Here is a 5319-nt window from a genome sequence, read left to right as displayed (position 1 = left end):
CGGGAGGTCGCGCTCGCCCACTGGCGCTCCCGTCTGGGCGGCGGCCGCCTGACCACCGTCGCGGTGGCCTCCGGCGACTGGTCGCACGCCTGGCACGAGTACGCCGCGGCGGCCGGCCTCGACACGGCCGCCCTGCCGGTCAGGCAGCCGCACGCCGCCTGACCGCGCTCAGTGCGGCTGCCAGGCGTCCTCGTCGGCGGTGCGCGAGGTGACCGCGCTGGGCAGCTCGGAGTCGGCAAGTTGCTGGATCGAGACGTGCTCGAAGACGTCGCGCAGGGAGCTGCGGGCGGCGATCCACACGTGCTGGAGCACCTCGGCGGAGTCGTTGTACCGGACCGACTCGGGCCGCAGTCCGTAGACCGAGACCAGCGGGCCGTCCACCGCGCGGATGACGTCGGCCACCGACACCTCCCCGGCCGGGCGGGCGAGCCGCCAGCCACCGGACTGGCCCCGCTGGGACACCACGACGCCGGAGCGGCGCAGGTCGGCGAGGATCGCCTGGAGGAAGCCGTGCGGGATGTCCTGCTGCCGCCCGAGCTCCTCGGCGCTCACCGGGAGCCCGTCACTGCGCCCGGCCATCTCGATCAGGGCGCGCAGGGCGTAGTCGGACTTGGCGGAGACTCGCATGGAGTCAGTTTGTCAGACTCGGCGACCACACGAGTCAGCCACCGGCTCGGCCCCCGGCTGGGTCCCCCGGCCTGGTCGCCGGCCCGGCAACGGAGCGCGACCCGGCGGGGATGCAGCCGCCGGGTCGCGCCGTTCGTGGTGGTCCGGTCAGGCGCGGACCAGGCCCTCGTCGAGGCGCTCCTGCGCGCGGGCCCGGCGCTCCTGGGAGACCGCCCAGCTGATCGCGCTGACCCAGAGGACGAAGAAGAGTCCCGCGACGACGGCCACGGTGAGGCCGGTAGCGCCGAGCGACTCCAGGATCGTCTTGGAGTTGGTCAGCACGATCAGTCCGCCGGCGGCCACGCCCAGCACGCGGGCCGGCAGGATCTTGACGAGGTAGGCGGCGATCGGGGCGGCCACGACGCCACCGGCTAGCAGGGCGCCGGCGATGGCCCAGTCGATGCCGCTGCTGCCCAGCGCGAGGATGAAGCCGAGCGAGCCGCCCACGGCCACCACGAACTCCGAGGTGTCGATCGAGCCGACCACCTTGCGGGGCTCCAGACGGCCCGACGAGAGCAGCGAGGTGGTGCCGACCGGGCCCCAGCCGCCGCCGCCGATCGCGTCGAGGGCACCGCCGAAGAGGCCCATCGGGGCGAGGAAGTACGCCGAGGGGTGGCCGGTGAAGCTCGGACGGCGACCGCCGAGCACGAGGAAGCGCCAGATCACGTAGGCACCCAGCATGAACAGGATGCCCGCCACCCACGGCTTGGCGTCGTCGCCGGGCAGGCTGACGAGGAACGTCGCACCGGCGAAGGCCCCGACGAAGCCCGGCAGAGCCAGGATCGAGACGGTGCGCCAGTCGACGTTGCCGAGCTTGTGGTGGCTGAAGCCGGAGACCAGCGAGGTGCCGATCTCGGAGAAGTGGACCGCGGCCGAGGCGGCCGCCGGCGAGATGCCGGTGGCCAGCAGCAGCGTCGACGACGTGACGCCGTACGCCATGCCGAGCGAGCCGTCGACGAGCTGGGCGAGAAGGCCGACGAAGGCCAGGACGATGATCTTGCGCATTGGCTGCATCCCTTGCGACTGACCGACAGGGTCGGTGTGCGTGCTGTACTCAATGTCTACTGAGTTCGTATGTCGAGTAAGTTAGCGGCCTTTACTCGCGCGCGCCAATCCTGTCTGGTCCACCGGGCGCCTGGTCGCCCGGGCTCGTGCTCGGCTACGGCCACCTCGACGACATCGCTGAGCGCCGCGCGCGCTCGTGTTGCGTCGACCGCCGCGGCGAGGCATCATTTGTTACCGGTCAGTAGCGCATTCCCGACCGAGACACCGAGACGCCGAGACGGAATGGGTGGGCAGTGAGCCACTACAAGAGCAACCTCCGCGACATCGAGTTCAACCTCTTCGAGGTGCTCGGCCGGGACGAGGTCCTGGGCCACGGCCCCTTCGCCGAGGTCGACGGCGAGACCGCCCGCGAGATCCTCGCGGAGGTCGACCGGCTCGCGCGCGAGGACCTCGCCGCGTCGTACGTCGAGGGCGACCGCAACCCGCCCGTCTTCGACCCGACCACCCACACCGCGCCGGTGCCGGAGTCGTTCCGGAAGAGCTACCAGGCCTGGATGGACGCCGGCTTCTGGCGCCTGCAGCTCAGCGAGGAGCTCGGCGGCACCCCCGCCCCCTCCAGCCTCGTGTGGGCCATCGGCGAGATGGTGCTCGGCGCCAACGCCCCGATCTGGATGTACGGCGCCGGGCCGGCGTTCGCGCGCGTGGTGCACCGCAACGGCAACGACCGCGACAAGGTCATCGCGCAGCACATCGTGGACCGTGGCTGGAACACCTCCATGGTGCTGACCGAGCCCGACGCCGGCTCCGACGTCGGTGCCGGCCGGGCGAAGGCCACCCCGAACGCCGACGGCTCGTGGAGCATCGAGGGCGTCAAGCGCTTCATCACCTCCGCCGAGAGCGACCTCTCCGAGAACGTCATCCACCTGACGCTGGCGCGCCCCGTGGGCGTCGAGGGCGCCGGCGGGCCGGGCACCAAGGGGCTGTCGCTGTTCATCGTCCCCCAGCACCACTTCGACCACGAGACCGGAGAGCTGACCGGCGAGCGCAACGGCGTCTACGTCACCGGAGTCGAGCACAAGATGGGCATCAAGGTGTCCAACACCTGCGAGCTCACCTTCGGCGACTCCTCGGTCGGCGGCGGCGAGCCCGCGAGGGGCTGGCTGCTCGGTGAGGTGCACCAGGGCATCGCGCAGATGTTCCAGGTGATCGAGAACGCCCGGATGATGGTCGGCACCAAGGCCATCGCCACCCTCTCGACCGGCTACCTCAACGCGCTCGACTACGCCAAGCAGCGCGTGCAGGGCGCCGACCTGACCCAGGCGGCCGACAAGACCGCTCCCCGCGTCACGATCACCCACCACCCCGACGTACGCCGCTCGTTGATGACGCAGAAGTCGTTCGCCGAGGCGATGCGGGCGCTGGTGCTCTACACCGCGACCTGGCAGGACCGGGTCATGGTGGCCGAGCACCGGGGCGAGAGGGACGACCTCGCGGCGGCGGTGAACGACCTGCTGCTGCCGATCGTCAAGGGCTACGGCTCGGAGCGCTCGTGGGTCCTGCTGGGCACCGAGTCGCTGCAGACGCTCGGCGGGTCGGGCTTCCTCCAGGACTACCCCCTCGAGCAGTACGTCCGCGACGCCAAGATCGACACGCTGTACGAGGGCACCACCGCCATCCAGGGCCAGGACTTCTTCTTCCGCAAGATCGTCAAGGACCAGGGCCGCGCGCTGGGCCACCTGACCAAGGAGATCGAGGGCTTCCTCGCCTCCCAGGCGGGCAACGGCCGCCTCAAGGTCGAGCGCGAGCTCCTCGCGACCGCGCTGCGCGACGCCAACGCCATCGTCGGCCACCTGATCGAGGACCTGATGTCGGCCGACGCCTCGGCCGACGGCGGGGACCCGCGCAACATCTACAAGGTGGGCCTCAACACCACCCGCCTGCTGATGGCGCTCGGCGACGTCGTGTGCGGCTGGCTGCTGCTGCGGCAGGCCGAGGTCGCGCTCGAGAAGCTTGGAGGTCAGGTGAGCGCCAAGGACACGGCGTTCTACCAGGGCAAGATCGCAGCCGCGCAGTTCTTCGCCCAGGTCAACCTGCCGCGACTGACCGCCGAGCGCGCCATCGCCGAGGGCACCGACCTCGCGCTGATGGACCTCGACGAGGCCGCCTTCTGACCTACGCTCCCTCGCGAGCCCCGGGGTAGTCCGGGGCGGATTGCACCTCCCACCGGGGATCCAGGTGCATCCCGCCCCGGACTACCTCGCTGCCGTGGCGCCGGTGGGTGAGGTCAGGCGTCGGTCGAGGAGCCCTTGCGGACCCGCAGGAAGTCGGTCCAGTCGCCGCGCTGGCCGTAGACCGTGGTGGCCTTGAGCGTGGCCACCCGGCCCTGGTCGGCCAGGCACGACTGCGGGACGCGGACCTTCACCAGGCCGCGGTCGAAGTCCCAGGACCCCCGGACGCCACCGCAGTCGATCGGCGTGCCGTCGAACTCCATGCCCAGTGCCAGCAGGACCCGGGTCCGCACCGCCCGCCCGGGCCGCTTGACCGACTCCACGACGTACTGGGTGGTGTCCCCGGGCGCGGGGTCCACCAGGACCTTCACCCGGGCGCGGCGCTCGGGGTCGAGGTCGGCGAACGTGACCTTCACGCGCACCGCGCCGTCGCCGTTGCGCGCCTTCAGGCGGACGATGTCGGCGTTGGCCGGCCGGTCCTCGCCCACGCCGTCGGCGACGACGCCGATGTCCGCGGCGGCCGGGACGGCCAGCGCGGTCACGGCCAGCGCCGACACCGTCGCGGTGGCGAGTCTTCTCATGTGCAGTTCCCCCTGCGCTCGAACCCGGCTTCGTGCTCCAAGCCTCGCACGAGCGCCGCCGCTGACCCGCTTCCGCAGCGCGAGGTGCACGGTACGGCGCCCCCGTACCGACCGTTCCCCGAGGCGGCCGATCAGGGGCGCAGCCCTGCCGCGGCCGCCGACGCGACGGCCGCGGTGAGGGCGTCCAGCCGCTCCGAGGCCAGGCGCCAGCGCTGCCAGTACAACGGCACGTCGACCCGCCCCAGCGCCGGCAGCACCTCGACCTCGCCGGCCACCCCCGTCAGCTGCGGCTCGGGCAGCATGCCCCAGCCGAGCCCGCGGCGTACGGCCTCGAGGAAGTCCGCCGAGGTCGGCACCCGGTGCACGACCCGCGGGCGCGCCCGGCCGCGGCGCTGCAGGGCCGCGAGCTGCAGGCTGTCCTTCTCGTTGAAGTCGACCATCGGCAGGGCCGCCCAGTCGGTGCGGCCGCCGCGCCGGTGGCGGTCCACGAGCGCCGGGGTGGCGGCCGGCACGTAGCGCAGCGTGCCGAGCCTCGTCACCGAGCACCCCTGCACCGGGGACGGGTCGGAGGTCACCGCCGCGAGCGTCTCGCCGCGGCGCAGGAGGTCGGCCGACCAGCCCTGATCCTCGACGTGCAGCCGCAGCGCCACGCCCTCCATGCCGGCCACCGCACCGAGGACGTCGCGGAACCAGGTCGCGAGCGAGTCGGCGTTCACCGCGACCGCGAGGGTCGTGCCGGTCAGCGAGCCGAGCGCGGCCGTCGCCTCGTCCTGCAGCAGGCGGGTCTGCCGGGCCAGCCGCAGCAGCGGCTCGGCGACCTCGGTGGCCGTGCACGGCGT

Annotated in this window: 5 protein-coding genes; 1 reads left to right on the top strand and 4 read right to left on the bottom strand. The window is 72.4% G+C overall.

Annotated elements, in window-relative coordinates; translation table 11 throughout:
• Positions 1-168 precede the first annotated feature (168 nt).
• Together QZX64_RS11375 and QZX64_RS11370 are read right to left on the bottom strand one after the other, a co-directional pair.
• Positions 169-627 carry an Rrf2 family transcriptional regulator gene (locus QZX64_RS11375; RefSeq protein WP_295659790.1) on the bottom strand — a complete coding sequence of 153 codons (459 nt, stop codon included), beginning with the start codon at positions 625-627 and terminating at the stop codon, positions 169-171.
• 147 nt (positions 628-774) lie between these two features.
• Positions 775-1671: a sulfite exporter TauE/SafE family protein gene (locus tag QZX64_RS11370; RefSeq protein ID WP_295659788.1), complete on the bottom strand. Its 897-nt coding sequence runs from the start codon at positions 1669-1671 to the stop codon at positions 775-777.
• A gap of 293 nt (positions 1672-1964) precedes the next feature.
• Between QZX64_RS11370 and QZX64_RS11365 the strand changes: the two genes are divergently transcribed.
• The gene (locus tag QZX64_RS11365) at positions 1965-3842 is read left to right on the top strand and encodes an acyl-CoA dehydrogenase (protein WP_295659785.1); all 1878 of its coding nucleotides are present in this window, start codon (positions 1965-1967) and stop codon (positions 3840-3842) included.
• A gap of 113 nt (positions 3843-3955) precedes the next feature.
• Here QZX64_RS11365 and QZX64_RS11360 read toward each other — a convergent pair whose 3' ends face one another.
• On the bottom strand, positions 3956-4480 hold the full coding sequence (locus QZX64_RS11360; protein ID WP_295659782.1) for a hypothetical protein: 525 nt from the start codon (positions 4478-4480) through the stop codon (positions 3956-3958).
• 131 nt (positions 4481-4611) lie between these two features.
• A partial coding sequence (locus tag QZX64_RS11355) for an ArgP/LysG family DNA-binding transcriptional regulator (protein ID WP_295659780.1) occupies positions 4612-5319 on the bottom strand: 708 nt, incomplete at its 5' end.

Source organism: uncultured Nocardioides sp., from assembly GCF_902805925.1.
In the GTDB taxonomy this organism is placed as follows: Bacteria; Actinomycetota; Actinomycetes; order Propionibacteriales; family Nocardioidaceae; genus Nocardioides.
This window is presented reverse-complemented; position numbering and strand designations above follow the sequence as displayed.

What these genes read in the sequence shown, in the direction of transcription:
- QZX64_RS11375 (WP_295659790.1), bottom strand. Translation starts at nt 627, where the DNA reads ATGCGAGTCTCCGCCAAGTCCGACTACGCCCTGCGCGCCCTGATCGAG.
- QZX64_RS11370 (WP_295659788.1), bottom strand. Translation starts at nt 1,671, where the DNA reads ATGCGCAAGATCATCGTCCTGGCCTTCGTCGGCCTTCTCGCCCAGCTC.
- QZX64_RS11360 (WP_295659782.1), bottom strand. Translation starts at nt 4,480, where the DNA reads ATGAGAAGACTCGCCACCGCGACGGTGTCGGCGCTGGCCGTGACCGCG.